The sequence below is a fragment of the Allobosea sp. OK403 genome (genome assembly GCF_900113835.1).
Taxonomy (GTDB): domain Bacteria; phylum Pseudomonadota; class Alphaproteobacteria; order Rhizobiales; family Beijerinckiaceae; genus Allobosea.
Window position 1 is genome coordinate 23,783 of sequence record NZ_FOQV01000016.1, and the last position, 25,511, is coordinate 49,293.

Sequence of the window (25,511 nt, forward strand, 5' to 3'; positions counted from 1 at the left end):
TTCCCTTTTTATGTCCGCTTGGCATCAGGCGATCATTGGCGTCGCCGTGCGGCTTGCTGGCATCGGCATGCCTCGCTCAGCGATCAGGCGCTGGTAGAGCGAGACATGGGTCGCGGCGCATTCGACATGGTTGAGCGGCGGGGTGATGCCGCCGCGCAGCCGTGACCACAGATCCGGCTCGCTCAGCGCCCGGGTCATGCAGTCGACGAGATCCTCCGGGCTGCCGGAGCGGAAATGCAGGCCGTTGACTTCATCGGTGATCTTCTCGGCCATGCCGCCGAGATTGCTGGAGAGGATCGGCCGGCCGTGGAAGAAGGCTTCCTGGATGACGATCGGCGAATTCTCCCACCAGATCGAGGGCATCACCACCCAATCGACCGAGCGCATCAGGTTCGGCATCTCATGGTTCTGGAACGCGCCGCAGAAGCGCACGCGCCGGCCGGCGCTCTCGACGAGCTTGGCGAACTTGTCCTGATAGGCCTGCGGCTGGCGCTCGAGATTGCCGCCATAGACCAGCAGGATCGAATCCTCGCCCCAGACCGCATCGGGAATGCGCGTCACGGCGTCGATCAGCACATCGGCGCCCTTATAGGGCGTAAGCTGTCCGAAATAGGCAAAGCGCGAGCGCCGCGCCGTCGGCTCCGGCAGCGGCCGCGGCGGCGCGACCTCGGGCACGTCGATCCCGTTCTCGATCACCGAGAAGCGCTCCTCCGGCAGTCCCCAGGCCTGGTAGCGCTCGGCGAGGAAGCGGCTCGGCGAGATGTAATGGTCGGCGAGGCCGAGCACGCCCTTGATGAAGGTCTCCCGCGCCAGGAAGCGGGCCGGCGAGATATCCGGAAAGCAGGCGTTGCAATCCGTCGGCGAGGCCCGGTAGCAGAGCTTGAACGCGCCGGTCTTCACCATCTGGCCGTGATGGTGGCAGATCGAGAGATATTCGTGGAACGTCACCACGATCAGCGCGTCGGGCAGCGTGTCGCGCACGGCGAAGATGCATTCGAGCCCGAGCCCGATGAAATGGTGGAAATGCACCACATCGGGCTTGAGGTCGCGCAAGGCCCGAACGAAATCGCGCTCGATCTCCTCCGTGGCGCGGTTCGAGATCAGGAAGTGGTCGTAATCCTCGGCATAATAGAGCAGCTCGCCGCCCTGCTGGCGCAGGCTCATCAGCGCCGTTCCGGCATGGCGCGGCGTGGGCGCGCCGACGCGGGCGAGATAATGCGTGTCGACGCCCTCATGGGCCTGCAGACCCTTATGCAGGTTGTAGGACGCGATCTCCGCGCCTCCGAGCGAAAACGACGGGTGCGCATGGGACACAACAAGAACCCGCATCGTCATCCTCTCATGTTCGAAATTGCGAGCGCCCAGCGGCGGTCGAAACTGGTCCGGTCCGCGAGCTGCGCCAGCGCCCCGATATGGGGCCGCGCCATCTCGCCATCGTCGACGACATAGACCTCGACCTCGGGCACCCAGAGCGAGGGCGCGCCGCCCATCCTGAGCTTGAGGCAGAGATCGAGTCCCTTCTCACCGGTGGTGAAGTAGTTCCGCGCGAAGCCGCCGGCCTCGATGAAGGCGGCGCGCGACAGGACGCAGCATTCGGTCGCGCCCGCCGCGACCTCCATCGGTCCGAGATTGCCGATGGCATCCAGGGGATAGCCGACATAGCGGTTGGAGACGCGCCGGTTGGCCCCCTCGCCATCAAGCCAGGCGCCGGCCCAGCGGATCGAATTATCCTCGAACAGCAGGGTCGGGCTCGCAACGCATTGCCCCCCTCGCCCGCGGAAGGCGCGCTCGAGCCGGCCGAGCCACCCCGGCATCCTGATCTGCGCAGCGCCCGACAGCAGAGCCACGGTCTGGAAACGGCAGGCTCGCACGCCGGCCTCCAGCGCGTCGCAGGCATCCTCGACGCCCTCGACCAGGACGAGCCTGACGGAGAGCCCGTAGAACCGCGCCAGACGCCGCGCCTCCGCGCCGATCTTGTCGAAGCTCTCGCCAGGCGCCGCCAGCACGATCGGAATGGGCCGGATCTCGGGATCGATCGCGAGAAGCGCGAACAAGGCCGAGAGCTCGCGATGACGATGGTCGAGCCCGATCACCAGGCCAAGCGGCGCCTCCGGGTCGAAGGCGCCGACATCGAAGGTCTCGACCACGCGCGGCGGCGCGATCTCGGCCGCCTGCAGGGCCGGGGCGACCTGGCGCTCGACCACGAGATTCGCCGTCGAGGAGCGCGGGTCGAGCAGGCCGAAGATGCGCTCCAGCGTCGGACGCGGCTGGCCGCGGCCAGGCTCCAGCGGCAGGAAGGCGGGGCCGGAGCTTTCGATCTCGAACTCCAGATAAAGCGGCTGTCCGGGCTCCGGTATCAGTTTCGGCGCAAAGACGATGAAGCCGTGGCTGCTGCGGCGCGCGGCGAGAGCGGGACCGAAACGCGGATCCTCCATGAAGGCCGCCGTAACGTCGGGCCGCGTCACACGCGTCCAGAGCCGATCGATGACGCAGGACTGCGCACCGCTGCGCAAGGTGACCGCACTGACCTTGCGCTCCGGATCGAACAGCCAGCCGATGATCAAGACGCCGGCGCTCTCAATGATGGTGGCGCTGTCGATGCCGGCGCGCACGGGCACGTCCAGCAGGCAGACCGTGTCGCGGCCGTCGAAGCGCTGCGAAGCACGGCGCAATTTGTCGGTCGTCGCCTGCGGGGCCGTGCCGCGCTGCAGGCCATCACGCAGATGGCCTGGAACGGTGATCGGCTCGAGCAGGACATAGCGCTCATAGACTTCAAGCGCACGCCAGCCATCGGTGCCGCGGAAGAACAGGCGCTCGATCTCGCTGGGATGGCGGATGGCGCAATCCTCCAGCATGCCGAAGAAGCCGCGCGCGCCCTCGCCGAGATCGTCGCGCTCGAAGGTGCCAGCCTCCAGAGCCGCCGGCGCTAGTCCGCCACTTGCGATCAGCAGCTTGGTGCGCCCGGCGGCGAAATTCGAACTCCAGCCCTGAAGGAAGACGCCTTCGTCGAGCGCGCCCATCACTTCGACGAAGCCGCCGGGCTTGGCGACCGACTGCAGCAGCATCCCGACCGCGCGCAGCCGGCGCGGGTTGGATTTGCCCGCCAGCAATATCTCGAGCAAGCCGTCGACCACGGTCGGGAAGGCCTGGCCCGCCTCCTCCGCCAGCGCGGCCAGGAAAGCCTGCAGCGGCAGCGGCTTCGGTGACAGGATCAGGCGCAGCGGCCGGCCCGGCCGCCCGAGCAGGATGGCGCCCGGCTCGGCGCGGTCGGCCGATGGCGCGGGCGCCAGGCACAGGAAGCCCACCGCCATGGCGGGCTCGGCCTGAGGCCGGCGCCAGGTCAGCGCCATGGTCTCGACCTTGTTGCGTGGATTGCCGTCGACCGCGACCGGAACCTTGCCCGGTATAGCGTCGCAAGCGCTCATGATCAGGATCGCGTTCTCGCCCAGCGGCGTCCAGGCGACGGTTGGAGCGGGACTCAGGCGGGTTCGTTCGGGAACGATGACTTCGCTCATGGACATCACCGATCAACCAGCGTCACGGCGAGCGTGACAAAGGACAGGAGGGCAGCAAGCCCCGACAGAAAGCCGAGAATGACGGTGACCTGCCGCAGCGGAGCACGCGCCTCCTTGCGGATGGTGACCAGCCGCTCGTCGAAGCTCGCCAAGGTTGCGTCGAAGCGCAGTTGGAAGATGTCGAGCTCGGCGAGACGCCGGCTGATATGATCTTCCCGCGCCGCCTCCACTTCGGCATCCCGCGCCGGGGCGCGGTCCTCGTTCAGGCGCAGTGCAATCTGGTCGAGCTTTTCGCCAAGCTCCTTCTGCGCGATCTGCGTGCGCCGGTTCAGCGCGATCAAAGCCTCGACGCGGTCGAAGAAACGGGCCAGCGGCACGGCGATCGCCGCCTCCGCCGCAAGCTCCGCCGGCGGTGGCAGCCTGAGTTCGAGCTCCGCACCCGTGCTCGGCGAGACGCCGATAATGGTCAGATGATCGCGCGCCGCGGCGACGGCATCGTCGAGTTCCATGGCGAAGGCGTGCTTGCCGTCACCGATGCCGTTGCGGCGCAGATCGATCCGCCCCTGATCGGCCTTCGCCTCCTGGACCGGCGCGCCATCGCGCAGCAATTTGACCGTCAGGCGCTCCTCGGGGCGCGCCTCGTCCCAGATCCAGCCATGCAGCCGGTTGCCGTCGAGCGCATCGACGCGGCCGTTCAGGCGGGCCGGCGTGACATTGGGCATGCGGATCGTGTCGTCCTGGTTCTGCGCCATCGTCATGCCGCCACCTGGAGCTTGAGCCTGTCGAACAGGCTAAGATGCGTCGCCGCGCAATCGGCCATGCCGGTTTGCGGCACGATGCCGTCGACGAGGCGCTGCCAGAGCCCGTCTTCCTCGATCGCGCGGCGCAAGGTACGCGCAAGATGCACCGGATCGCCCGGCCGCGCATGCAGGCCATCGACGCCGTCACGCACCATCTCGGCCATGCCGCCGATGCCGCTGGTGATCACCGGGCGACGATGCTGGAAAGCCTCCTGGATCACGAGCGGCGCGTTTTCCCACCAGATCGAGGGCATCACCACCCAGTCGATCTCGCTCATCAGGGCCGGCACGTCCTCGCGGCGATAGGGGCCGCAATGGGTCACCACGCCCCCGGCCGCCGTGAGGGCCTGATTGAAAGCGGTGGTGAAGGCTTCGGTCTGGAAGGGTGCACCGCCATGGATGCGCAATTCGAAGCCGGTTTCGCCGGCGGCCTTCATCAGCTTCGCCGCCTGCAGCAGGGGCAAGGCCCCCTTCCAGGGGTTGATGTTGCCGAAATAGCCGAAACTCGTCCTGCGCCCCTCAGTCGGGCGGTGCGCGACAGCATCCTGCGCCGGCCGGGCATTGGCGATGACCTCGATCTTCTCGCCGGGCAGTCCCCAGTCGAGATAGCGCTGGCGCAGGAAGTGGCTCGGCGCGACGAAGCGGTCGACCGCGGCCAGGTGCGTCTTCAGGAAGCGCTCGCGCAGCAGGAAGCGATCCGAGCCGATCTCGGGGAAGCAGCCATGGCAGGCCGTCGGCGAGGCGCCGGAGCAGCGCTGTTTGTCGGTCGGCCGCACCATCAGCCCGTCATGGTGGCAGATCGAATAATAGTCGTGCAGCGTCATCACGATCGCCGCGTTCGGCAGCAACCGGCGCGCCAGCGGCAGGAACTCCGCGCCAATCAGGACGAGGTGATGGATGTGGATGACGTCCGGCCGGAACTCCTGCAGCAGCGTCGCGAGGTCCTGCAGCGTACCGTAATGGTCGATCTGGCTGAGATGGAAGCGGTCGAAATGGCCGCTCCAAAGCAGCACGTCGCCGTTCTCGCCGGTCGCCTGGAGGGCGGTGCCGGGATGAGGCTGCCGGTGAATGCTGTTGGTGGCGCCCAGGAACAGCACCTCGCAGCCCTGCTCGCGATAGCTCCGAGCCAGGTCATGGGCGAAGATCTCGGTCCCGCCGGGATGCAGATCCGGGTGATTATGCGCGACGACGAGGATGCGACGCGTCATAGGCCACGCTCCGGGCCGCGCTCCGGCTTGATCGCGATCAGCAGGTCCTGGTAATGCGCCGCGCTGATCCCGCGCCAATGGCCGCGGCTCAGGCTGGAGACGGCCAGGCCGGCATTCTGCGTCGTCTCGAGCAGGAAACCCTCGTCGATACCGGCAGCCGCCAGCGGCGCCTCCTCGATCGCGTACCAGCCCGGCCCGTCCCGCCAGCGCTTGAACTTCAGGCGCTCCTGCCCCGTGCTCTGGCCGTCAAGCGCGAAGGCGGTCAGGAAGAGCCGGCCACCGGGCGCCAGCAGGCGCGAGGCCTCGTTGACATAGACCACGAGCTCGTCGGGCGGCAGATGGGTGGCGACCGAGACCATCGTGATGAAATCGAAGCTGCCATTGGCAAAGCCGAACTGCACCTCCGTGCCCGGCAGCGAGCCTTGCGGATTGTAGAGCGGATGGGCGATATCGAGCCGCTGGAAGCGGAAGCGCGGATAGGCCGGCGTGATCGTCTGCGCGCACCACAGGATGCCGTCCATGACGGGGTCGACACCGTCATAGCTGCCGCGCTCGGGATCAAGATATTGCGTCAGCGGCACCGCCATGCGGCCGATGCCGCAGCCGATGTCGAAGACGCGCTCCGTCGGCGACAACCGGCCCAGACGGACGAAATGACCGAGGAACTCCGAGCCGATCGCGCGATAATCGCCATCGCCGACAAAAATGCTGTCCGGCGGCGGATGCGGCAGGAAGCGGTTGGTCTGGACCGAGGCCAGCAGCCAGTCGAACTCCGGTCCGACCGGGCAGCTGGGAAGCGCCGGTTCGGGCGCAATGGGTCTCAAGGCCAGTGTCGCCGTCATGCTGCTGTCGCTCTCCTGAGATTGGCGCGGGGAAGGATGTCGGGCTCACGCAGGGACGGCTTGCGCGCGGATGCCGGGGCGTCGATCTCGCCCATCAGCAATTCGATCTGAGCGTCCCAGCGCCGGGTCTGGAGCCAGGAATTATGCTGCGAGGCGACGCCGCGCGTGTAGTCGAGGCTCTTCGAGATCGACTGCCGCTCGAGATGGTAGAGCGCCACGCTGGGCGCATAGACGATGTTGAAGCCGGCGCGCCGGATCTTCAGGCACAGATCGCTGTCCTCGTAATCGCCGATGACATAGGCGTCGTCGAAGCCACCGATCTCGGTGAACAGCGCCCGGGACATGACGATACAGGCACCGGTGACGCCCGGCACCGGCCGCTCGACATTCGCCGGGGCGTAATGGCCCGGCATGCCCTTGAAGTAATGATGGTTGAGCCAGCAGCCTTTACTGTCGCGCTTGAAGTAGAGCCCCGCATGCTGCAGCGAGCCGTCGTCATAGAGCAGCTTGGGCCCCACGGCGCCGACGCGGTTGCGCCGGTCGAGCTTACGAATGAGCGCCGGCAGCCAGCCGTCGCTGGCCGGGATCACATCGGAATTGACCAGCGCCAGCGCTTCGCCGCGCGCCAGGTGCGCGCCTGCATTGCAGGCGGCCGAGAAGCCGCCATTGCGGCCCATGACGACGAGCTGCATCGGCAGGCCATAAGCCAGGTGAAGCCCACCCAGGAGATGCGCGACCTCGGCCTCATGCTCAGGCGAGTCGAGCACATAGATCAGCTCGGCTTTGTCCGCGAACCAGGAATCTCCGGCAAAGGCCGGAATCTGGACGCGCAGGAACTCATAAGCGCGATAGAGCGGTATCACGACCGAGACGGCCGGGCGCGCCGGCGCCTTGCCGAAACGCTTGATACGCGGCTCCGGCCGATCCTCGCGCAGCTGCGCCTGACAGGCGGCGAGCATCGGGGCCAGCGTCCGCTCCATGATCTCGGCCGTCAGATGCTGAGGCGGGATCGCGGCAAGCGCCCGGGCGCGAACCGAAACCGCATCAGCCGGCTGGAGGGCCGGACGCAGGAACAGCGACGTGCCGGATTTCAGCTTCAGTTCGCAGCGCGGTTGCAGAACCGGCGCTCCGGCCGCGTAGCCGGGAACAAGCGCGGCAAACCCCGTCGCGGGCCGAGGCTCATTGCCGGGACCTCCCGGCAGCAGTGCCGGAAAGCGCTCCAGGCGGTCAAGGATCGGGGTCGCAGCCCCCTCGCCGCGATGAAGCAGCATCTGATCTAGCAGGCCGTCGGGATCGCGGAACCAGCCGCCCAGCAGCAGGCCGCCCGCATTGCACAGCGCGATATCGAGCTCCGCCGAAGGCAGGTCGTCGCTGCGGCGGACATTCTGCACCGCGAGCGGCGAGCGCCGCTGCATCTCGATCGCCAGCAGCCTGCCTTGCTCCGAGAGGCCCGACAGCTGCTCGACGATCCAGTTGCGCAACCCGTCGCGCGTGCTGGACTTGCCGGCCCACCAGCGGCCGAGCGAAGGGGCCGCCTGCCGGGCCGGCAAGGCTCGAATCACGAAACCGGCCTCGCCCTGGAGAAGGAGCAGGCCGGCGCTGCGCGCCGGCGCCTCATCCAGGATGAAATGCAAAGCACGCTGCCCTGCCCGGTCTACGGCGCCCAGGCGTGGCCGGGCGTCGAGGCGGCTGAGGCCCGCGCTGTCGAGCCGGTGGATGGATTTGATCGGGCTGAGCCCGCCTTGCACCGAGGTCTCGACAAGGACCTTGCCCTCGACCAGCACGGCCACGGGCAAGGCCGGCGCGGGCTTGGGCGAAAGGCAGAGCAGGAACTGGCGCAGAAACGAGAGATAGCTCGCCGTCGCGGACAGGCCGAACAATGACGGCCAGGGACCGACAAGCGCGCTTGCAAGCGCCAGCCTCGCCTTCGGCGTCAAGTCGCGCAAAATCTCTGCAGGCTCGGTCATGCCATGGACCAGGGCCGGGTCGAACCGCGCGGTGATGTCGCCGGCCGTGCCTTGATCGGAGAGCGTCGCGACGATGCCGTCATGCCCGCCATGGCGGAAGGCGACGACGACGCGCTCGCGGCCGTCACTCAGGCCGAGCGTGACCGCAGCCGAGGCCAGGCGCCTGCCGCCGCCGACCAGCGAGACGCCGGGACGGCCGAAAGACGGCACGTCGAGCGTCCACGACAACAGGAAAACCGATCCGCTGAGCCGGAACAGGTCGAGATGCGTTGATCCAGTGTCCACCGCTTGGGCGGGCGCAAGTGTAAGCATGAGGCGACATCCGGCTGAGCAGGGAGCGACGCCGACCGAAAAGGCCGGCGTCGCAGTTTCATCAGGCGACCGAGAAGTAGGAGTGCGGATCGCTCTGGATGTCTTCGGCCGTGACGCCGACCAGCGTCAGCGTATCGCCATGGCCGAGATCGATGATGGCGTTGCCGCCAACCGTCGTCGCACGCGCCGCCACATCCTCGGCGGAGTGAACGCCCGTGCCGTTGATGTCCGAGGCGATCTGCAGCATGTCCGAGCCGGCCTGGAAATCGAGCACGACATCGTTGCCGCCGCCACCGGCGAAGACGAAGACGTCATGGCCAGCGCCACCCGAAAGGATGTCGTCGCCGGCGCCGCCGAACAGCAGGTCATCACCCGCTCCACCTTGCAGGATGTCGTTGCCGGCGCCGCCAATGAGCACGTCATTGCCCGCACCGCCCTGCAGAAGGTCGTTACCTGCACCACCGAGGAGCAGATCGTTGCCGGCGCCACCTTGCAGGATATCGTCCCCGGCGCCGCCGAGCAGGATGTCATTGCCGGCGCCGCCCTGCAGGATGTCGTCCCCGCTACCACCGTCCAGGACGTCGTTGCCGGCTCCACCGGTCAGGAAATCGGAACCGTCATCGCCAAACAGTGCGTCATTGCCCGCATCGCCGGACAGGAAGTCGTTGCCGTGCCCCCCGAAGAGGACATCGTCGCCGCTGCCGCCGAAGATAGCGTCATTGCCGGTATCACCGAAGATCACGTCATTGCCGCTGTCGCCGAAGAGAAAATCATCTCCGCCGCCACCGTGAATGACGTCATGCCCCGCGGCGCCGTGAATGACGTCGCTGAATCGACTACCTATCAAAAAGTCGTCGAATGCACTTCCTTCTATCGTGGCCATTAGTCACCTCCTAGGCGATCTGAAAGCACCGCCAGGTCTACGGAACCAAGCCGCAGCGCCCCCTGGGTTTCGGTGCCGTTCCGATGACGCTGAAGAAGCACGCCATCGCTCGACAGGCCAAAGATTAGCCAATATGTGCAGCGCAGCAAGCCTTTTATTATGACCATTTCGCGATGCAGCAAGATTTATACTTTAAATATCGCGGTTTAATCTGTAAAACACTCCAAAATAATCTCGAAATTCGAAACGATAAATCGGGAGCAATCTTCTAAAATTGACGCAATATCCGACAGATTCCGCCCAAGCGATTGTTTTCGCTGGCGAAATTAGTCCTCGCGGAAGGCTCGATGGAAGCTGTCCGTGATAGGCGAAAGCAGATAGTCCACCGCGCGGCGCGAGCCGTTGACGATCAGCACCTCGGCCGCCATGCCGGCCTGCAGCGATATTTTATTTTCGGCGAGGCTCTCCGGTCTGATCTCGGCACGCACGATGAAGTAGGCCGCGCCGGTCTTGTCGTCGACGAGTTGATCGGCGGCGACATAGTTGACCGTCGCCAGCAGAGGCGGCAGCAGCCGGGCGTTGAAAGCTGTGAGCCGGATGCGGGTTTCGGCTCCCATCCGCACGACATCGATATCGCGCGGATCGACCTTGGCCTCGACGATCAGCGGCTCATGCTCGGGCACGATGTCGAGAATCGCCTCGCCCGCGGCGATGGCGCTGCCGGCGGTGCGCATCCGGATATTGGCGACGATGCCCTCTTGCGGCGAAAGAACGACGAGACGCCGCAGGATATCCTGCGCCTGGATGATCCGCTCGACCACTTCCGAGAGCGACAATTGCGTATCCTGCAGATCCTTGGCGATCTCGCTCTGGCGATCGAGCCCGATCGAGAGAATCTCGAGATTGGCGCCGGCCACCGCCTGCTCGGCCTTGGCCTTGCGCGCCGCCATCTCGCCGGCGCGCCCGGTCAACTCGCTCTGCTTGGTCTGGAGATCGACGAGCTGGGTGCGCTTAGCGTAGCGCTTCTCATAGAGCTCGCCGACGACGCGCGTCTCTTCGTCGATCAGCGTGCGCTGATAGCGCGTCGCGTCGATCTGGGCCTGAAGTGCGTCGGATTCGGCCTGATATTGCTCGATGACGCGCTGCTGGATGCGGATCTTTCCGTCATAGACCTGCGCACGGGCGCGAAACAGCGTGCGCTCGGCCACCATGACCTCGCGCGCAATCGGCGTCTGCGCCCTGTCGATATCGTCGGGAAAATCGATTTCGGCGGCGCTGGTCTGTTCCGCCTTGAGCCGGGCGAGCTTGGCCTCGAAACCGACCCGCTTGCCCTGGAGCTGCTGCAACTCGGCCTTGGCGCGGGCATCCTCCAGACGCAGCAGCGGCTCGCCCTGGGTAACGCGATCGCCTTCGCCCTTGAGCAGCATCTTAAGGACGCCGCCCTCGAGATGGCTCACCGTCTTGCGCTTGCTGTCGACAATGACGGTGCCGGCTGCGACCGCTGCGTTGTCGAGATGGGCGGTCAGCGCCCAGGCGCTGAAACCGCCGAAGCCAACAGCGATCGCCGTCACCCCGGCCAGGATGAGGCTGCGCAGCGTCGGCACGCGCTCATCGTCCGGCTCCGCCGCCTGCGAGTACGGGACGAGCGACCGGCCAGGCTCTTTCAGCATCGGAAGCCCACTCATGCCGTCACCTCGCGCACGGACTTCGGCTGCTCGGCTTGCTTGCCCGGCTCCATCTCGACCAGCCCGCCGGGCGTGATCATGCCGGCGATCGCGGAACGCGGACCGAACTGGTTGATGCGGCCCTCGCGCAAGACAAGGATCTTGTCGACCACCTGCATGATCGAGGGCCGATGCGCGATCAGCACCACGATCGCGCCGCTTTCGCGCGCCGCATTGACCGCGCGGATCAGGCTCTGCTCGCCCTCGGCGTCGAGATTGGCGTTGGGCTCGTCGAGCACGACCAGGCGCGGCGAGCCGTAAAGCGCGCGCGCCAGCCCGATGCGCTGGCGCTGGCCACCCGAAAGCTTGAAATCGCCGTCATTGACATTGGTGTCGTAGCCGAGCGGCATGCGGCCGATCAGCTCGTGCACGCCGGCGATGCGCGCCGCCTCCAGGATGGCGTGCGGATCAGGACTGCGCATGCGCGCGATGTTCTCAGCGATGGTGCCGTTCAGCAGTGAGACCGATTGCGGGAGGTAACCGACCATGTCGCCGAAGGAGCTGCGCTCCCAGAGATAGACATTGTGGCCGTCGAGATAGACGCCGCCGACATTCGGCTTGAGCACGCCGACGAGCAATCGCGCCAGGGTCGACTTGCCGGCGCCCGACGGTCCGACGATGCCCAGGACCTCACCCGGCTCGAGCGTGAAGGAGACGCTCTTGATCACGGTCTGCTCGGAGCCTTGCGGCGCGAAGACGACGCGGTCGATGACGAGATCGCCCTGCGTCCGCGGCGTCGGCACGGTCTGGCGCTGCGAGACGCGCGACTGCACCAGATCGCGCACCCGCTTCCAGGCGGAGGCCGCCAGCACCCATTGCCGCCAGTCCCCGATCATCGAATCAAAGGGCGCGAGCAATCGACCGAGCAGGATGCTCGCCGCCATCAGCGTGCCTGCCGAGACCTCGTTGCGGATGATCAGCACGGCGCCGGTGGCGTAGATCGCCAGCTGCATCGTCATGCGCGAGGAGCGCGTCAGCGCGGCGATGAACTTGCCGCGCCTCGTGCCAAGGTCGAGATGCTCGATCATGGCCAATTGCTGGCCGCGCCAGCGCTTGGCCAGCGCCGGCAGCATGCCCATCGCCTCAATCGTCTCGGCGTGCCGCAGGCTGGCGCCGACCTCGTTGATGCTGGCGACGCCCGCCTCATTGGCCTCCTTCAGGATGCGCCGCGTCAGGACGTCGGAGAGCACGCCGAGGATGAGCAGGATCAGCAGCGAGACGGCGCCGACGAGCCCGTAGATCGGGTGAAAGATGAACAGCACCGCCAGGAAGATCGGCGACCAGGCCGCCTCCAGCGGCGTCGCGATCGCCGAGCTCGCAATGAAATAGCGGATGTCGTTGAGATCGCGGATCGCCTGCGTGGACTGGCCCGAGCCCTGCTCGAGCGAGGCCGAGACCGCCGCCTGCAGCGCCGGCAGGTTGAGCCGGCGCGCGAAGATGCTCGCCATCGCCTGGAAAGTCAGGGAGCGGATGAACTCGATCGTGCCATAGAGCGCCAGCGCCCCCACCGCGATCACCAGGAGCATGGTCAACGTGTCCAGGCTGCGGCTGACCACGACGCGTTCCTGCACCTGGATCATGAACAGCGGCACGGTCAGCAGCAGGATATTGACGCAGAAGCTCAGGAAGCCGGCATAGGCCAAGCCCCCCGCAAAGGAGCGCTGCAAATCTCGAATCAAGGCGTCGGGCGCCTGCGTTGCAGCCTTCATTCACATCTCCGGATGAGAATCTACCACGGCCGGACGCGAGCCCTGGGACCGAAGCGACAGTTTGCATGCACAATTAACAGCATGCCCTTCAGCTCGTGTCGAGAGTATGACAGAATAGGTTGTCATAACAATTGAACAAAGCCGAAAATTAAGTCGAAAAGATGCGATAGTTTGAATTTCGAAACAGTTCAGATCTATCCACAGATTGCTAAAATCTTACACCTGCGACATCTTGGGTGGCATGTGCTTTGCGTATAGGCTATTTGACGGTGGCAGGGGATTCTTGGGGGATAGATTGCACATTTTGAAATCAGGCGGAGTAGGGAATGCATTCCAAACCGCACAGCGGCGATCAAATCCTAGGCACGGCCTTCAACGGCGATCACAGGAGTCCGACCAGGCGAAGCGACGCAGACACTAATCCGATGCGCGGCTTCGTCTCTCAGCTCGACCTCGCTCGCATGATCGAGCGGGTCAGCCGGCGCTTCCTTGACTATTTGCGGCTCGAATTGACCAAGCTCGGGGTCGACGACATCTCACCGTCACAGGTGATGGTGCTGCTGACGATCGGCGCGGGCGAGATCGCGGTGCGCGATCTGCTCGACCGAGGGCACTATGTCGGGTCGAACGCGTCCTACAATCTCAAACAGCTGGTCGAGAGCGGTTATCTCGATCGCGGCGCCTCGCCGCGCGACCGGCGCCTCGCCCGGATCTCGCTCTCGCCCAAGGGGCAGCTTCTCTGCGAGCGGCTGCGCCTGCTCGACGAGACCAGCCAGTTCGGCCAAAATCCGGAGATCGACATCGAAACCGATCTTCAGACCACCCACGACACGCTGCGCCGCCTGGAACAATGGTGGAGCGATGCGTTGCGCTATGGAGGGGTCCTGCTCGCCTCATGCACATCTTATTCGTTCATCGTTCAGGATCAGGTCAATTTGCTCACCTGATCGCGCGCCTCGTCGCCGACGGCGCCGAGGTCACGCTCATCACCGAACGGGCCGAGCAGGAGCGGCCGGGCCTCAGGCAGGTGATCTATTCCGTCGGCGAGCCGTCGACGGCCCACGCCACCCTGGCGGCGACCGACTACCATGTCCGGACCGGAGAGGCCGTGGCAGCCGAACTCGCACGGCTGCGGCGCCACGATCCGCCCGACGCCGTCATCGGCCATATCGGCTGGGGCGGCCTGCTCTTCGCGAAGGATGCGATGCCGGGCGTACCGCTGATCGGCTATTGCGAATATTACTACAATGGAGCCGGCTCAGATCTCGATTTCGATCCATCCTCGCCGGTCTCCGACGCGGAGCGCCGACGCATCCGCATGCGCAACGCGGCCCAGCTCGTCACGCTGGAGACGCTCGACGCCGCCTATGCGCCGACGCGCTGGCAACAATTGCAATATCCCCGCAGCCTGCGTTCGCGCATCGCGATCTGCCATGACGGCATCGATATGGCGGCGTGCCACCCCAATCCCGACGCCAGTTTCACCTTGCCTGACGGGCGCAGGTTGCGGCGCGGCGATCCGGTCGTGACCTTCGCGGCGCGCGATCTCGATCCCTATCGCGGTTATCCGCAGTTCATGCGCGCGGCAGCTCTCGTCGCACGCAAGCGACCTGACACGATCTTCGTTGCGGTGGGCGGTGACGGGCCCGGCTACGGCCGCCCGCGTCCGGATGGGCGACCTTGGCGCGAAGCCATGCTGAATGAGACGGGGCTGGACGCACAGATCGTCCATATCCCCTGGCTCGCCTATGAGGCGCTGATCCGGCTGTTCCAGGTCTCGGCCGCTCATGTCTATCTGAGCACGCCCTTCGTGCTGTCCTGGTCGGTGCTGGAGGCGATGGCTTGTGGCAGCCTCGTCATCGGCTCGCGCACGCCACCGGTCCAGGAGGTGATCACGGATCGGGTCAACGGCCTGCTGGTGCCGTTCTTCGATGAAGCGGCGCTGGCCGGGACCATCAATGAGGCGCTGGAAAAGCAGGCCTCCTTCGCGGGGTTGCGCCAGGCGGCACGCAACTCGGTCGCGGCGAAATACGATCTCCAGACCTGCCTCGACCGGCAGCGCGGCCTGATCGGGCGCCTCGTCGCGCAGGACGACCTGCTCCTGGCCTGACGGGCTACCCGGCCCTCTTATCGCGCTACTGCAGCCGACCGAACCCCGCCCGACGGAACGTCATCGCCTCGGTGATGAAGCGCCCGCTGCGCACCGGCCTGAAACCGGCCTCTTCCCAGCCATTGGCGGCCATCAGGCGCGCTACCATCTCATGCAGCCGCCGCAGATGATCTTCGCGATCATCGTCCAGCCATTGGCCCCACCACTCTTCAATCAATCCGATCAAAGGCTCAAGTGAAGGAGCGCCCCCTTCCGCTGCGTATTGCAACGCAGCATTCCCGGCGGGGGAAGATATGATTTCCCAAATCTGGAGAGGTTCAGTTCCTCTCAACATCAATACAACCCCTAATCGTGCCAGCCCCGCCCGCTGGCGTCCTACCCTGGAGGCAATACTAATTGAGGCTGAGGCGGGATGCAAAGCAGGAAACCATCGCCATCGCTAGATTAGGTTACAGAACACAAAACCAGATACAACACCAACGGCCGGTTGTCGTAGTGTCTGACAGCTTGGTCGTCGGCGATCCACATCACGGATCGCCTGCGATTGTTCATATATTGCCGGTTAATGCAGCGGTGATAGTCCGAAATTAATTCGGATTTTATTCGAATTCATTGACTTCCTGGAGCAAGCGCGTCTTTGCAATCTCCCGGAAAGCGCCTGCCCGGCGGCCGCGCAGCTCAGGCAAGAGCGACCCCGTTTGCAAATTTAGCCAATAACCGTGCTCGCGCGGGCCTACACTCCCCCGATCCATAATGAAGCGGAGGATTGGGCATGCCGCCGATGATCGATGCACGGATTTACCCGGCGACGACACATGAGGTCACCAACCAGTCCGGCGCTCTCACCGGTATCAATCTCTTCGAGGCGGACCGGATCCTGCGCGAGGCGGTCGAACGCGAAGGAGCGGGATGGGTCGCAGACCGCGCCTCAAGGCTCGGTGCCGCCGCCGGCGACCCGGAGATTCAGGAACATGCCCATCTCGCCAACAAGCACGGCCCTGCGCTGAAGAGCCATGACCGCTTCGGGCACCGGATCGATGCCGTCGAGTTCCATCCGAGCTACCACGCCTTGATGGGGCTCGCCTTCGGGTCGGGCGTGCATTCCCTCGCCTGGACCGCGAACCGGCCCGGCGCCCATGCCGGAAGAGCGGCTCTCAGCTATCTCTGGAACGAAATCGAGAACGGCGTCGGCTGCCCCACCGGGATGGCCTATTCAGCGATACCAAGCCTGCGCCTCGTGCCCGCCATTCGCGCGGCTTGGGAAGGCAAGGCTCTCGCCGAAGCCTATGATCCGCGCGCCATTCCCGCGACGGACAAGATCGCGGTCACCATCGGAATGGCCTTGACCGAGAAACAGGGCGGCTCGGACCTGCGGGCCAATACGACACGCGCCGCGCCGGTCAATGGCGGCGGAACCGGCGCAGAGTACCGGCTGACGGGCCATAAATGGTTCTGCTCGGCGCCGATGAGCGATGCCTTCCTGACGCTAGCCCAAACCGAGAAGGGGCCATCCTGCTTCTTCGTGCCGCGCTCATTGCCGGATGGAACGCGCAACCGCTTCTTCATCCAGCGGCTGAAGGACAAATGCGGCAATCGCTCCAACGCCTCGAGCGAGATCGAATATGACGACACCTATGCCATCCTGCTGGGCGAGGAAGGGCGCGGCGTCCGGGCCGCGATCGAAATGGCCCATCTGACCCGGCTCGACTTCGCCATCGGCTCGGCCGGGCTGATGCGCTGGGCCTTGAACCTGACGCTGCACCATACGCATGGCCGCCGGGTCTTTCAGCGCGTGCTCGCCGACCAGCCCTTGATGCGCAATGTGCTCGCCGATCTCTGCCTCGAATCGGAAGCAGCGACCGTGATCGCCTTCCGCCTCGCCCGCGCCGTGGACGAGAGCGCAGCGGGCTCGGAACAGGCCCGCCTCCTGGAGCGTATCCTCACCCCGGTCGCGAAATTCTGGAACTGCAAGCGTGTGCCGGCCTTCATCGCCGAAGCCCTCGAATGCCATGGCGGCAATGGCTTCATCGAGGAGCAGCCGATGGCGCGGCTCTATCGCGAGGCGCCGCTGAACGGGATCTGGGAGGGCACGGGCAATGTCATCTGCCTCGACGTCCTGCGCGCCCTGCAGCGCGAGCCCGATTCGGTTGCGGCGTTGCTCGACGAGCTCGCCTTGGCGCGGGGCGTCGACCATCGTCTCGACACCGCAATCGACGCCCTGGAAGTGGAGCTCTCCGACCCGCTTGAGCTGGAGCACCGCGCGCGCCAGATCACAGCGATGATCGCAACCGTCATGGAGGCCTCGCTGCTGGCGCGCCACTCGATCCCCGCCGTCTCCGACGCCTATCTCGCCTCGCGGCTGGATGGCTTGTCGAACCGGGCTTTTGGCAGCCTGCCGCGCGGGGTCGACGCCGCGGCGATCATCGCACGCTCCCGGCTGCAATAGGCTGCGGAACGAAAGGTCGCGGCGGCGGCCGGCTTTGGTTATGCTGTGATCTGGGAGATTGGCGGTTTGGCTCGCATCGATACGCGCAACAGCTCACGTTACTGGCGGGATCCGCATGTCCCCGGCCTGAGCTGCCTTGCGGCCGATTTCACCAGCCATGAATACGCGCCGCATAGCCATGACGCCTTCGTCGTCGCGGTCACCGAGGCCGGCGGCTCGGAATTCAAGAGCCGCGGTTCGACCGAGGAGGCAAGCGCTGCCACGCTTCTGGTGTTCAACCCGGCCGAGCCCCATTCGGGGCGCATGGGCTGGAGCAAGCGCTGGCGCTATCGCGGGCTCTATCTGAGCAAGCCTGCAATTGAGGCGGTGGGCCGTTCGCTCGGCATTGGCGCGACACCCTATTTCACCGCCAACGCCTTCAAGGACGAGGCTCTGGTCGCCTCCTTCCTGGCTCTGCACCAGGCGCTCGACGACGGCCGCGACGCGCTGGAGGAGCATGAGCTGCTCGTGAGCAGCTTCGGCGTGCTGTTCCGCCGCCACGGCAGCGGCGGCGAGCCCATTCCCGCCGCGCCGCGCGACCGGGAGCTCGCCGGCCTTGTCCAGGCGCTGATGAACGAGCGTTACACTGAAGAGCTCACGCTCGACGAAATGGGCGCGGTCGTCGGCCTGACGCCATTCCAGCTCATCGGACTGTTCAAGCGGGCGACGGGCCTGACGCCCCACGCCTATCTGACACAGGTCCGGCTCAAGGCCGCGCTCCGCGAGCTCAAGGCCGGCACGCCGATCGTCGAGGCCGCCCTCGCCGCCGGTTTCTGCGACCAGAGCGCGCTCAACAAGCACTTCAAGCGCTGCTTCGGCATCACCCCGCTGCAATGGCTGCGGGCGACGCGCGGCTGAACGCCGCCGCGCAATTCCAGCCAATAGCGCCCGCCGCGATTCTGCCAGGCTGTCCTGAACATCGGGCCGCCGGCTGCCGCTATGGAGCGGCGGCCGCCGGCTCAAGCCTCAGGACATCACCGGCATGGCCCGCCATTACTGCCTCGACAATCCAGACACGCTCACGCTCGCTACCACGGTGACGGAAACAGCGCCCGGGCGTTTGCTCCTCGATGAGAGCCCATTCTACCCGGGCGGCGGCGGGCAATTGCCCGATCGCGGCCTCCTGCGCTGGACCGGCGGCGAGAGCCGCATCGTCGGCTTCGAAGCGCAGGGAGGCAAGCTCTGGCATCTCCTGGAAGAGCCTGTCGAACTGCCCCCGGGTCCGGTCGAGGCCGTCGTGGACCCGGTCTTCCGCCAACTCATGCGCGAGCTCCACACCGGCCTCCATGTCGTCAACGCGCTGGTCTACCAGTCCTTCAACGGCGCCCTCGTCACCGGCGTCCAGATGAACGAGGACGGCAGCGCCCGGATCGATTTCGACCTGCCGGAGGCCGATAATGACCGGCTGCGCGCGTTGGAACCGGCGATCAACGATGTCATCAGGCAAAACCTGCCCGTCCGCGATGCCTACGTCACCGAAAGCGCAGCCTTCGACGAACCGGGCCTGATCCGCTCGCGCTCGGTTGCGCCACCTCCGGCCCCTGACGGCACGATCCGCATCGTCGAGATCGTGGGGCTCGACCGCCAGGCCTGCGGCGGGACGCATCTCGCCGCGACCGGGGCGTCACGCCCGATCCGCATCCTCAAGATCGACAACAAGGGCCGCCACAACCGCCGCCTGCGCATCGGCCTCGATGGTGCGGCATGACACATCCCGTCCCGGGACTTGCGGCTCGCCTCTGGGCGCGTCCCGCACTTCTGCTGTGGCTGCCGCCTTTGTTCTGGGCCGGCAACCTCGTACTCGGCCGGGCTCTCGGGCCAACCTTCCCGCCGGTCTCGCTCGCCGTCGGGCGCTGGCTCGTGGCGTTTGTCGTGCTCGCCCCTTTTGTGGCGCGGCGCGCCTATGAACAGCGGCAGCTCCTGCGCCAGCACGCTCTTCTCATCCTCGCCTGCGGAGCCTTCGGCGTCGCCGGCTACAACGCCCTGGGCTACCTTGCCCTCCAGACCGTGCCGGCGGCCAGCGTTGCTTTCCTGAACTCGACCTTGCCGCTGATGGTGCCGCTCGCCGCCTTTGCGCTCGGTGTCGAGCCCGTGCGACCCAAGACCCTGTTCGGTATCGCCCTCTCCTTCCTGGGCGTCACCTGGATTGTGTCGCGCGGCGATCTTGGCAGCCTCGGACATCTTTCGCTCGGCGGCGGCGAGATTCTCGTCCTGATCGCGGTCGCGAACTACGCACTCTATTCGGTCCTGATCCGGCGCAAGCCAGCCGCACTGGACCCGCTCGTCTTCCTCGCCGCAACCATGGTGACGGGCCTGCTCGTGCTGATGCCGTTCTGGGTGACCGAACTCGCCCGCGGCGCGACAATCCCGCTCGACGCAGGCTCGATTGCCGCCGTGCTTTATATCGGCGTCTTCGCCTCGCTCCTGGCCTTCGTACTGTGGAACCGCTGCGTCGCCATGCTGGGAGCGACCGTCACCGGCGCATCCTTCCACCTCGTCGCGCTGTTTACGGCAACGCTCGCCTTCCTGCTGCTGGGCGAGCCCGTCCGCTCGTTCCATCTCATCGGGATCGCGCTGATCCTGGCAGGCTTTGCCGTCGCGACCGCCAGCCGGCAGGCGCCAGCCCCTCGGCTCAACCAGGCCGACAGCCCCTCCTCGCCTTGACCTTCAGGCGAGCCGAAACCGACTTGCGAGATCAGCGCGAGAACCTGACCGGCACGGCCAGAGCGATCGTTCCGCCGCCGACGCCCTGCGGCGGCGCCGGCACCGGGCTCGCCCGCCGGACCATCGCCACGGCCTCCTCGTCGAGGATCGTATCGCCCGAGGAACCCGCCAGGCGCGCCGAGAGCACGCGCCCGCCGCGATCGATGCTGAAGGCGACCTGCACCGTGCCGGGGCTCGCCCCGCCGGGGAAGCGCTTATAGCGGTTGAGATGGGCGATCAGCGTGCCGCGCCAGCTCGCCGGCGACACCGATGGCGCAGAGGCAGCCCCGGCCGAGGGCGCGGCCATGCTGGGCGCCGTCTGGGCCTGTGCGCTCGGCGGCGCGGACGTCTGGCGCATCTGCGGGCGGCCGGGCTCGACCGGCTTGTGCCGCTCGGCCATGCGCGGCTTCGGCGGAGGCGGCTTGCGCTGCACCACCGGGCGTGGCGGCGGCGGAGGCGGCGGCAGCACCACCGGTGCATCGGCGATCTGCGGCATCTCGGGCAGCTTGATCCCGGGCTCGGGCTGCATCACCGGCAGCGGAACCTCCGGCGTCGGCTCGACCGGCGTCACCACCGGCTCAGGCTCGCGCGGCGTCTCCTCGGGCGGCTTTTCGACGACCCGCTCGGGCGCAGGCTCTGGCTGGGCCTCGACCATTTCGGGACCCGGCGCAACCTCCTGCGGCGGCGTTTCGGGCGCGACAGCGATCGGTGCGAGCTCGATCATCACGGCCGCTGGCGGCTCACCCATCGCAGCCTCGGCCTGCTGCCAGTTCAGGATCATCCAACCGGCCCCGGCATGGGCGCTGGCGACGACGAGCGCCGCCACGCTCCAGCGCAGGGCACCCGGCCAGAAGCGCGAGACACTCACATCACGCCCCATGCTCATGGCTGCCGCATCGGCGCTGCGCCGCAATCGAGATCGCAACGCACCTGCTCGCAAAGGCTGGCCTTGCCCAGCCGGTTCATTTCCAGGCCGATGACACGCTTCCTACGATCCATCGCGGAGTCTGGTCCCAATCGTCAGCCCCTCTTGGGTCCTTACGGTCCCGTTGCGGCTCAAATCCGACATGGCCAAGCGGGGCGCATATCCAAGAAACGGCTGGCTCACCCCAAAAATCGGGCTGGCTACGAAGCCTCGGACATCGCCGAACCTCACGCATTCTGCGTGGTCCCGGCAACCCGGCGGCACTGCGACGTGCCATACCAAATCGAAATTTCTTCTGCAACAACAGTAGTTTATATCAGTTCTAGACAAGCCTGGAATTCCGAATCCGGATACTGCGCAGGCCCGCACGCAACGCGGCCCAGCGCCCGCCCACGACTGGGGACGGACAGGCAGCGCATGGAGCGCTTCGGAAGGCGCGTAGCGCCATCCCTGCAAAATAAGCTTGCGCCCAATGCTGCAACGCATGACTAAACGCGACGCTGCAACCGTGATGAGGTAGCGCAACGCAGGATTGATATTATACCTGCATAAATGAATCGCGGGCTTTCCAAACACGCTCGAAATCTTCGAAAAGTGAAGATGTCTTCTCTATATAACCAATTTCCGACTACTGATCTGACAAATCGGCAGCACTGGCTGCGGCAGCGTCGTTGCGGCCCGTGCGTAGCCTGCGGTCTGGATCAGCTTCTCACCGGATCGCATGACGGTCGGCCAAGCAAAACATCACGAGCATGATGATGCCTGACATCGCCATATCGGCGCTGAGGACATTCGCCCTGTTCTCCGACGCACAGGAAAGCACGCTGCGCGAGCTCGCGCCAAGCTGCATCTTCCAGTCCTTCTCGGCCGGCATCGAGATCAACAGGGTCGGCCAGATTCCGCGCTACATCTACTGCCTGCGCTCCGGCTCCACCGAAGCCTGGGCCCGGTTGAACGATGCCGAAACTATCCTCGCCACGACAACGGCGCCGATGGTATTCGAGGTGGCCGCAACCATCCGAGATCAACCCGCTGCGTTGTCAATCGTCACGCGCGAGACTTGCGAAGCGATCGCCATCGAAAAGACGGCTTTCCTGAAGGCGGTGCGCGACGATCAGGCCGTCTGCAACGCCGCGCTGGTTCATGTTTCAGGGACCTATCTGGCGATGACGCACCGGCTTCTCGACCAGAAGCTGCGGACGGCGGAACAGCGGCTCTCGCAATGGATTCTGGCCGAGATGGATCCGAGCGGTCGCTCCGCGACCGTCGAGATCGTCTTCTCGAAACGCGCACTGGCCTATGAACTCGGCATGTCGCCGGCCAATCTGTCGCGGCTGTTCAATGTCCTGCGCGAGCACGGCATCGCGATCGATGGCAAGACCATGACCATCACCGACCTCAAAAAGCTCGAGGCATTGGCTCAAGGCTGAGAACGGAGCTCACGCTCCGCTCAAGGTCCGGCGCACGCTGTCGCGCCAGCCTGCGACCTTGCGCTCCCGCTCGCTCCCGGCCATCGCCGGCGAAAAGCGCCGGTCGAGCCGCCAGAGATCGGCGAAACGATCGGGCTCCGGCAACAGCCCCGCATCCAGCCCGGCGAGATAGGCCGCGCCCAGCGCTGTGGTCTCGAGCACCAAGGGGCGATCGACGGCGAGGTCGAGAATGTCGGCCAGCCGCTGCATCGTCCAGTCCGAAGCGACCATGCCGCCATCGACCCGCAATACCGACTGGCCCTGCCCCGCTGCCGGCCAATCAGCCCGCATCGCCTCGATCAGGTCGAGCGTCTGGTAGCAGACGCTTTCGAGCGCAGCCCGGGCGAATTCGCGCGGACCGCTGTTGCGCGTCAGTCCGAACATCGCGCCCCGCGCCTGCGCGTCCCAATGCGGCGCGCCAAGGCCGACGAAGGCCGGCACCAGATAGACCTCCTGCGCCGGATCGGCCGCTTGCGCCAAGGGCCCGGTCTCGCTCGCCTTTTCGATGATGCCGAGCCCGTCGCGCAGCCATTGCACCGCTGCTCCCGCGATGAAGATCGAGCCCTCCAGCGCATAGGTTCGTTCGCCGCCGAACTGGTAGGCGATGGTGCTGAGCAGCCGGTGCTTCGAGGCGACCGGCGCAGCCCCCGTATTGAGCAAGGCGAAGCAGCCCGTGCCATAGGTAGACTTCACCATACCGGGCGAGAAGCAGGCCTGCCCGATCGTCGCCGCCTGCTGGTCCCCGGCGATGCCGCGCACCGGGATCGGCTTGCCGAAATGCTCCGGCGCGCTCTCGCCAAACAGCGCGGCGCAATCCTTGACCTCTGGCAGAAGTGCGGCCGGAACCCTAAACAGAGCCAGCAGCTCCGCATCCCAGACGCCGCGCCCGATGTCGAACAGCATGGTGCGCGCCGCATTGGTCGCGTCGGTCGCATGCACCGCGCCGCCGGTCAGCCGCCAGAGCAGGAACGAATCGACCGTCCCGAAGGCGAGTTCGCCGGCCTCCGCCCGGCGCCGGGCGCCTGGCACATTGTCGAGCAGCCAGGCGATCTTGGTCGCGGAGAAATAGGGGTCGATCCGCAAGCCCGTTCGCCCGGCGACGAGTGCCTCATGCCCTGCCTCGACCAGCTTCGCGCAAGCTTCCGCCGTGCGCCGGTCTTGCCAGACGATGGCGCGGTGGATCGCGCGGCCCGTGCTGCGGTCCCAGATCAGCGTGGTCTCGCGCTGATTGGTGATTCCGATCGCCGCGACGTCGCCCGCGCTGAGGTTAGCCTTCGCGATCGCTGCGCGGCAGGTCGCCAGCACACTCTCCCATAGGTCTTCAGGCTCGTGCTCGACCCAACCCGAGGCAGGGAAATGCTGCGTGAATTCCTGCTGGGCGCTGGCGACGGCGCGCAATCCCTCATCGAACAAAATCGCGCGCGAGGAGGTCGTTCCCTGGTCGATCGCGAGGATATGGCGTGCTGCGCCCATGAGGCTTCCGTCCCTGCCCAATTGACGATCGACTTGCTGCGACCTGCCCGCAGACTGGCCGAAACCGGGAGCGCGCGGCAAGAGCATGATAGCCAGCATGATGGCCGGCGTTGGCCGCGGCGAAAGGTTCCGCTTGGCACTGCCATCGTGCTGTTGTTACGCTCGCTTCCGAAGCAAGCGGCCGGGCGTGTTGTCCGGCTCCCGCCGCAGTGCGAAAGCGCCTGCAGGCGGCCAGGGGATTGGAAGCGGTGGCGGTGGAGGACCGGCAGGAGCAAGGCGTCGCGACCATGGCGCCGGTGCAGGCCCATAGCGTCGATTCGCTCATGATCGGCGCAATACCCCATGGCGCGGTCACGCCCTTGCCCGTGCGCGTTTATGCGCAGCGCCCGCCCCCCGCCACCTATGCCGCGCTCGACCTCGGCACCAATAACTGCCGCCTGTTGATCGCCAGGCCCGCGCAGCACGGTTTTCGCGTCGTCGACGCCTTTTCGCGCATCGTCCGGCTCGGCGAGGGCCTGGCCGCCAGCGGCAAGCTTGGCGAGGCGGCGATGGCTCGCGCCGTCGAGGCGTTGAAGGTCTGCCAGACCAAGATGACGAATCGCGGCGTCACCCGCGCCCGCTTGGTGACGACGGAAGCCTGCCGCGCCGCAACCAACGGGCTCGAATTCGTCCGCCGTGTCGCTGACGAAGCCGAGCTCGAACTCGAGATCGTCGACCAGCGCACCGAGGCCTCGCTCGCCGTCTCGGGCTGCGCCGCGCTCGCCGATCCGGCCGCCGAAGGCGTCATCGTCTTCGATATCGGCGGCGGTTCCACCGAGATCGTCTGGATGGGCGGGCGCAACGAGGCGCGTGATCCAGCCGCGCGCATCCGCGAATGGGCTTCGCTGCCGATCGGCGTCGTCACAGTTGCCGAGCGCTATGGCGGTGTCGATGTCGATCGCGCCCTCTTCGAGCGCATGGTCGAGGATTGCACGCAGGCGCTCGAGCCCTTCGCGAAGAAGGCCTCGGCAGTGCGCTGCGCCAAGAGCTTCCACCTGCTCGGCACCTCGGGCACCGTGACCACCGTCGCCGGCATCCATCTCGGCTTAGCCCGCTATGATCGCCGCGTCGTCGATGGTTTATGGATGCGGCAGGAAGATATCCTGACGGTCATCGACCAATTGGTCGAGATGGACTATGCCGCTCGGGCGGCGAATGCCTGCATCGGCCGTGAGCGCGCCGATCTGGTGCTCGCGGGCTGCGCCATCTTCGAGGCGATCCGCCGGGCCTTTCCGAGTGACCGCGTCCGCATCGCCGATCGCGGCCTGCGCGAGGGCATCCTGCTCAGGATGATGCACGAGGATCGCGCCTGGTGGCGGCGCAGGCAGGCATGACGCCGGCACGACG

At 66.1% G+C, this 25,511-nt stretch carries 20 protein-coding genes; 8 read left to right on the top strand and 12 right to left on the bottom strand.

Going from position 1 to position 25,511, the window contains the following annotated elements:
• Positions 1-24 precede the first annotated feature (24 nt).
• The 9 genes from BMZ97_RS28605 to BMZ97_RS28645 form a co-directional block, all read right to left on the bottom strand.
• Positions 25-1,335 carry a glycosyltransferase family 4 protein gene (locus tag BMZ97_RS28605; protein ID WP_092177882.1) on the bottom strand — a complete coding sequence of 437 codons (1,311 nt, stop codon included), beginning with the start codon at positions 1,333-1,335 and terminating at the stop codon, positions 25-27.
• Positions 1,332-3,515, bottom strand: coding sequence for a glycosyltransferase family 2 protein (locus tag BMZ97_RS28610; protein WP_139221377.1), 2,184 nt, complete (start codon positions 3,513-3,515; stop codon positions 1,332-1,334). The genes BMZ97_RS28605 and BMZ97_RS28610 overlap by 4 nt, the downstream gene beginning before the upstream one ends.
• A 5-nt stretch (positions 3,516-3,520) precedes the next feature.
• On the bottom strand, positions 3,521-4,273 hold the full coding sequence (locus tag BMZ97_RS28615; protein WP_092177886.1) for a hypothetical protein: 753 nt from the start codon (positions 4,271-4,273) through the stop codon (positions 3,521-3,523).
• Entirely contained in the window at positions 4,270-5,523 is a 1,254-nt protein-coding gene (locus BMZ97_RS28620; protein ID WP_092177888.1) for a glycosyltransferase family 4 protein, read from the bottom strand. Before BMZ97_RS28620 ends, BMZ97_RS28615 begins: the two co-directional genes overlap by 4 nt.
• Complete coding sequence (locus tag BMZ97_RS28625) at positions 5,520-6,365, bottom strand: class I SAM-dependent methyltransferase (protein WP_092177890.1); 846 nt, start codon at positions 6,363-6,365, stop codon at positions 5,520-5,522. Before BMZ97_RS28625 ends, BMZ97_RS28620 begins: the two co-directional genes overlap by 4 nt.
• Positions 6,362-8,644 carry a glycosyltransferase gene (locus BMZ97_RS28630; RefSeq protein WP_092177892.1) on the bottom strand — a complete coding sequence of 761 codons (2,283 nt, stop codon included), beginning with the start codon at positions 8,642-8,644 and terminating at the stop codon, positions 6,362-6,364. Before BMZ97_RS28630 ends, BMZ97_RS28625 begins: the two co-directional genes overlap by 4 nt.
• A 61-nt stretch (positions 8,645-8,705) precedes the next feature.
• Positions 8,706-9,527: a calcium-binding protein gene (locus BMZ97_RS28635; protein WP_092177894.1), complete on the bottom strand. Its 822-nt coding sequence runs from the start codon at positions 9,525-9,527 to the stop codon at positions 8,706-8,708.
• 326 nt (positions 9,528-9,853) lie between these two features.
• Positions 9,854-11,212 (bottom strand): HlyD family type I secretion periplasmic adaptor subunit, encoded by a 1,359-nt coding sequence (locus tag BMZ97_RS28640; protein ID WP_210188356.1) that lies wholly within the window; start codon positions 11,210-11,212, stop codon positions 9,854-9,856.
• Positions 11,209-12,960 (bottom strand): type I secretion system permease/ATPase, encoded by a 1,752-nt coding sequence (locus BMZ97_RS28645; RefSeq protein WP_092177898.1) that lies wholly within the window; start codon positions 12,958-12,960, stop codon positions 11,209-11,211. Before BMZ97_RS28645 ends, BMZ97_RS28640 begins: the two co-directional genes overlap by 4 nt.
• Positions 12,961-13,385: 425 nt before the next feature.
• Here BMZ97_RS28645 and BMZ97_RS28650 point away from each other — a divergent pair, with 425 nt between their 5' ends.
• Together BMZ97_RS28650 and BMZ97_RS28655 are read left to right on the top strand one after the other, a co-directional pair.
• Positions 13,386-13,907: a MarR family transcriptional regulator gene (locus BMZ97_RS28650; protein ID WP_069691928.1), complete on the top strand. Its 522-nt coding sequence runs from the start codon at positions 13,386-13,388 to the stop codon at positions 13,905-13,907.
• Entirely contained in the window at positions 13,856-15,070 is a 1,215-nt protein-coding gene (locus tag BMZ97_RS28655) for a glycosyltransferase (RefSeq protein ID WP_092177900.1), read from the top strand. The genes BMZ97_RS28650 and BMZ97_RS28655 overlap by 52 nt, the downstream gene beginning before the upstream one ends.
• A 25-nt stretch (positions 15,071-15,095) precedes the next feature.
• Here the strand turns inward: BMZ97_RS28655 and BMZ97_RS28660 are convergent, their stop codons facing one another.
• Positions 15,096-15,338, bottom strand: a complete 243-nt coding sequence (locus BMZ97_RS28660; protein ID WP_139221378.1) for a hypothetical protein — start codon at positions 15,336-15,338, stop codon at positions 15,096-15,098.
• Positions 15,339-15,842: 504 nt separating this feature from the next.
• Between BMZ97_RS28660 and BMZ97_RS28665 the strand changes: the two genes are divergently transcribed.
• From BMZ97_RS28665 to BMZ97_RS28680, 4 genes are all read left to right on the top strand, one after another.
• Positions 15,843-17,516 carry an acyl-CoA dehydrogenase family protein gene (locus BMZ97_RS28665; protein WP_244546652.1) on the top strand — a complete coding sequence of 558 codons (1,674 nt, stop codon included), beginning with the start codon at positions 15,843-15,845 and terminating at the stop codon, positions 17,514-17,516.
• Positions 17,517-17,582: 66 nt separating this feature from the next.
• Positions 17,583-18,413: an AraC family transcriptional regulator gene (locus BMZ97_RS28670; RefSeq protein ID WP_092178004.1), complete on the top strand. Its 831-nt coding sequence runs from the start codon at positions 17,583-17,585 to the stop codon at positions 18,411-18,413.
• A 124-nt stretch (positions 18,414-18,537) separates the two neighbouring features.
• Positions 18,538-19,263, top strand: a complete 726-nt coding sequence (locus BMZ97_RS28675) for an alanyl-tRNA editing protein (RefSeq protein ID WP_092177904.1) — start codon at positions 18,538-18,540, stop codon at positions 19,261-19,263.
• Positions 19,260-20,219, top strand: coding sequence for a DMT family transporter (locus BMZ97_RS28680; RefSeq protein WP_092177906.1), 960 nt, complete (start codon positions 19,260-19,262; stop codon positions 20,217-20,219). The genes BMZ97_RS28675 and BMZ97_RS28680 overlap by 4 nt, the downstream gene beginning before the upstream one ends.
• A 31-nt stretch (positions 20,220-20,250) precedes the next feature.
• On the opposite strand, the gene BMZ97_RS28685 is transcribed toward BMZ97_RS28680, so the two are convergent.
• Positions 20,251-21,144 carry an energy transducer TonB family protein gene (locus tag BMZ97_RS28685; RefSeq protein WP_092178006.1) on the bottom strand — a complete coding sequence of 298 codons (894 nt, stop codon included), beginning with the start codon at positions 21,142-21,144 and terminating at the stop codon, positions 20,251-20,253.
• Positions 21,145-21,941: 797 nt separating this feature from the next.
• Here BMZ97_RS28685 and BMZ97_RS28690 point away from each other — a divergent pair.
• The gene (locus BMZ97_RS28690) at positions 21,942-22,613 is read left to right on the top strand and encodes a helix-turn-helix domain-containing protein (RefSeq protein ID WP_175525786.1); all 672 of its coding nucleotides are present in this window, start codon (positions 21,942-21,944) and stop codon (positions 22,611-22,613) included.
• 9 nt (positions 22,614-22,622) lie between these two features.
• On the opposite strand, the gene glpK is transcribed toward BMZ97_RS28690, so the two are convergent.
• Positions 22,623-24,125: a glycerol kinase GlpK gene (gene glpK, locus BMZ97_RS28695; protein WP_092177911.1), complete on the bottom strand. Its 1,503-nt coding sequence runs from the start codon at positions 24,123-24,125 to the stop codon at positions 22,623-22,625.
• Between the two features lie 209 nt (positions 24,126-24,334).
• Between glpK and BMZ97_RS28700 the strand changes: the two genes are divergently transcribed.
• Positions 24,335-25,498 carry a Ppx/GppA phosphatase family protein gene (locus BMZ97_RS28700; protein WP_244546653.1) on the top strand — a complete coding sequence of 388 codons (1,164 nt, stop codon included), beginning with the start codon at positions 24,335-24,337 and terminating at the stop codon, positions 25,496-25,498.
• Positions 25,499-25,511 lie beyond the last annotated feature (13 nt).

Coding starts and splice junctions, on each gene's coding strand:
- BMZ97_RS28690 (WP_175525786.1), top strand. CDS start 21,942: ATGCCTGACATCGCCATATCGGCGCTGAGGACATTCGCCCTGTTCTCC.
- BMZ97_RS28685 (WP_092178006.1), bottom strand. CDS start 21,144: ATGAGCATGGGGCGTGATGTGAGTGTCTCGCGCTTCTGGCCGGGTGCC.
- BMZ97_RS28620 (WP_092177888.1), bottom strand. CDS start 5,523: ATGACGCGTCGCATCCTCGTCGTCGCGCATAATCACCCGGATCTGCAT.
- BMZ97_RS28675 (WP_092177904.1), top strand. CDS start 18,538: ATGGCCCGCCATTACTGCCTCGACAATCCAGACACGCTCACGCTCGCT.
- BMZ97_RS28645 (WP_092177898.1), bottom strand. CDS start 12,960: ATGAAGGCTGCAACGCAGGCGCCCGACGCCTTGATTCGAGATTTGCAG.
- BMZ97_RS28680 (WP_092177906.1), top strand. CDS start 19,260: ATGACACATCCCGTCCCGGGACTTGCGGCTCGCCTCTGGGCGCGTCCC.
- BMZ97_RS28630 (WP_092177892.1), bottom strand. CDS start 8,644: ATGCTTACACTTGCGCCCGCCCAAGCGGTGGACACTGGATCAACGCAT.
- BMZ97_RS28655 (WP_092177900.1), top strand. CDS start 13,856: ATGCACATCTTATTCGTTCATCGTTCAGGATCAGGTCAATTTGCTCAC.
- BMZ97_RS28605 (WP_092177882.1), bottom strand. CDS start 1,335: ATGACGATGCGGGTTCTTGTTGTGTCCCATGCGCACCCGTCGTTTTCG.
- BMZ97_RS28615 (WP_092177886.1), bottom strand. CDS start 4,273: ATGACGATGGCGCAGAACCAGGACGACACGATCCGCATGCCCAATGTC.
- BMZ97_RS28665 (WP_244546652.1), top strand. CDS start 15,843: ATGCCGCCGATGATCGATGCACGGATTTACCCGGCGACGACACATGAG.
- BMZ97_RS28635 (WP_092177894.1), bottom strand. CDS start 9,527: ATGGCCACGATAGAAGGAAGTGCATTCGACGACTTTTTGATAGGTAGT.
- BMZ97_RS28625 (WP_092177890.1), bottom strand. CDS start 6,365: ATGACGGCGACACTGGCCTTGAGACCCATTGCGCCCGAACCGGCGCTT.
- BMZ97_RS28640 (WP_210188356.1), bottom strand. CDS start 11,212: ATGAGTGGGCTTCCGATGCTGAAAGAGCCTGGCCGGTCGCTCGTCCCG.
- BMZ97_RS28610 (WP_139221377.1), bottom strand. CDS start 3,515: ATGAGCGAAGTCATCGTTCCCGAACGAACCCGCCTGAGTCCCGCTCCA.
- BMZ97_RS28650 (WP_069691928.1), top strand. CDS start 13,386: ATGCGCGGCTTCGTCTCTCAGCTCGACCTCGCTCGCATGATCGAGCGG.
- glpK (WP_092177911.1), bottom strand. CDS start 24,125: ATGGGCGCAGCACGCCATATCCTCGCGATCGACCAGGGAACGACCTCC.